The 2809-nt window shown below is 36.8% G+C and carries 2 protein-coding genes and 1 pseudogene; all 3 read left to right on the top strand.

Going from position 1 to position 2809, the window contains the following annotated elements; genetic code table 11:
* Positions 1–999, top strand: a pseudogene (locus AC22ZQ_RS13995) (PIF1 family ATP-dependent DNA helicase); the annotation flags it as partial.
* A gap of 193 nt (positions 1000–1192) precedes the next feature.
* Complete coding sequence (locus AC22ZQ_RS13990; RefSeq protein WP_318959381.1) at positions 1193–2149, top strand: hypothetical protein; 957 nt, start codon at positions 1193–1195, stop codon at positions 2147–2149.
* Between the two features lie 156 nt (positions 2150–2305).
* On the top strand, positions 2306–2809 hold a 504-nt coding region (locus AC22ZQ_RS13985), incomplete at its 3' end, for a DUF6567 family protein (protein WP_318959380.1).

The raw sequence follows: 2809 nt of genomic DNA, 5'->3' as shown, positions 1-2809 counted from the left end.
GAGGCGGTTGACCAGGTTTTGTGTATGTTCAAGGGAAACAAGAATCCCTTTGGAGGCATGCAGGTTGTTTTGTGTGGAGACTTTTTTCAGCTCCCTCCTATTGGTACGGAAAATGAAATGAGTAGGGACAAGTTTTGCTTTATGTCTACCCTATGGGGAGAAGCAGATTTCCACCCTTGTTATTTGACGGAGCAATACAGACAAAACCAAGATCCATTGGCGAATATTTTGGATGCTTTACGAAATAACACGATTGGTCAGCACGAACTTAAAATGCTACAAGCGGCGAGCTACACGCAATTTGACGAAAAGATTACTCCTACCCGTTTGTATACGCACAACATAGATGTAGATGCTTTAAATGAAACTGAACTCGATAAACTACCCGGTCGTAAACGAAATTTCAGGGCCACAAGTTCTGGAGAGCAAGCCTTGATAGAAACACTCAAACGTTCTGTTTTGGCTTATGATAAACTACCGTTAAAAGAAGGAGCCAAAGTGATGTTTGTGAAGAATTCGCCAGAAAAAGGATACATCAATGGTTCTTTGGGAGAAGTTTTCGATTTTGAATCAACTGGTTTTCCGAAAGTAAAATTGCTTGATGGAACAGTAATAACTGCCACGCCAGAAAAATGGACCATAGATGATGAGCAAGGCAATGAATTGGCATGGTACAACCAAATTCCTTTGCGTTTAGCGTGGGCCATTACGGTACATAAAAGTCAGGGAATGACCTTGGATGCTGCCGAAGTAGATTTGAGTGCAACTTTTGAAAAAGGTCAAGGATACGTAGCTTTATCTCGTTTGCGAAAATTAGACAGTTTAAAACTCTTGGGCTTTAACCAGCGTGCTTTACAGATTGATGGCTTGGCCCAAAAAGCCGACAAACGTTTCCAGGAATTATCCTTACAAAATGAACTGATATCTTCTGATATTTTGGACAAGGATAGAAAGGCTTTCATCAAGGCTTCTGGAGGTAGGAGTTTGAAGAAGTTGTGAGTTGGGAATTGATGCGTTTTTAAACTCCTAATATGAAAAAGACAATCTCCTTATCGTCTTTATTATAAGAGTAAACATCCCCTTTGGTCCTCCTTAAAAATCCTAGCCTGCTCCCTGGTTAAAATTGGTTCTATCCCCTAAAGTTCCAAAGAAAATTCTATTTTAGTCCTTCAACATTAACAAATCTATACCAATGAAAAAAATCACTAGTTTATTACTAACCTTCCTAAGTCTAAGTGCCGTAGCACAAATCAACGTAGGTCCAAAAGAGTGGGTTACCGTTAAAAACAAAGAGTTTGACAAAGAAAAACTGGAGGAACTCCGAGCAACTGAAACCATTTTTGTTTACCAAAACTCTGACAAAGAAAATTTAGAAACCTTTAAGAAAACCCTCAATGAAGCTTGGGACTACACCCCTTTGAAATTTGTGAGTTACGACGAGTTTGTTGAGGGAGAATGGAATGAAGATGAACACTCATTTTTCTCCATCAACGGATTACACAAAGTAAAAATTTCGAGTAGCGGAACTGTTACCGAAAAAACTTACTTAAACTTACTTTTGTATATGTTCGATGGTGGTGAAAAAGAAGTATTTGCAAGAGTCAATCTTTTCCCAACGGCTGAAACGTATAGAAAAGCATCAGAATTTGCAGAGGATGACATCAACGAGCTAGCAAGATATGCCTACGAAGAGTCCGAATTTAGAAATTGGAATTTAGCCTACTTAAAAAATGCATTGCAAACCATAGACAAATACATCAGTAAGGGGCAAAACAGATGGTTATTTACCTCTGAAAACACTTCTGAAGTGAAAAAATTGAAGAAGGAGGTTTTATATGTAACAGAAGAGTTTTTAATCGAAACAAATAGGTATAACATGAAAGATTCGAAACCTGCTTCGAAGGAAGAATTGTTTAGCAAATATCCCTACAAAATAAAGGTCGTTACACAAAAAGAATTAGATGAAATGGTTGTTAACGCCAAAGAACCGATTTATTACATTCAGTACATAAAGGCAAATACCGACCAATTTATCAACGTTATTAATGGTGAATCTGGAGATATCATTTATGCGGAATATACAGGAATGGCACACAAACTTAAAAGTAAAGATTTGAAAAAATTAGCCAAGGTTATTAGTAAAGCTTAAAGAATAATTTCAATTTAAAGGTGCTTTGTTAAGCACCTTTTTATGTTCTACTCCATATAACCTCCATTTCAAGTATACATCCTCAAACCCTATCTATTCGTGCATCGTTCCAAAGAAAATTATATTTTCGTAGTATAACTCAAACACGTAAATCAAATGCAAATCAAAGTTTTAAAATACCTTTTTATCCTCCTTGCTCCTATCAGTTTGTTTTCTTGTGCGGTTGTACACAGAGGTCAAATCGTTTCTCTTGATTACGGTCAGCCCGTTCCTATTCAAGATCAAGCCATAGGATCAGCTAGCGTACGCTACTTTTGGGGTTTTGGAGGAAATAGTACAGATATACTCTTGAAAAGAGCAAAAGACAATATGATCAAAAACAGACCGCTTTATAAAAATGAAGCATATAAAAACATCAATCTGAACGTTTCTCATGCCTTTTATCCCTTATTTTCAAAGGTAACCTATACCGTTACCGCAGATGTGGTAAATGTTACTCAAGTTTCTGACTATCCTAATAAAATGATGAAGTCAACGGAATTATTTGCCTTTGGGGATTCATTATTTAATTATAAGCAAGAGTTCCTTGGCTTTTTCATAGAGCGACAAGACAATGCCAAAGTTAAACTTCAAACACCCAATGGAATTATAAAGCAAATT

This window comes from Lishizhenia sp. (genome assembly GCF_057456495.1).
The sequence above is the reverse complement of the archived record's forward strand: the minus strand, read 5'-3'. Positions and strand labels throughout refer to the sequence as shown.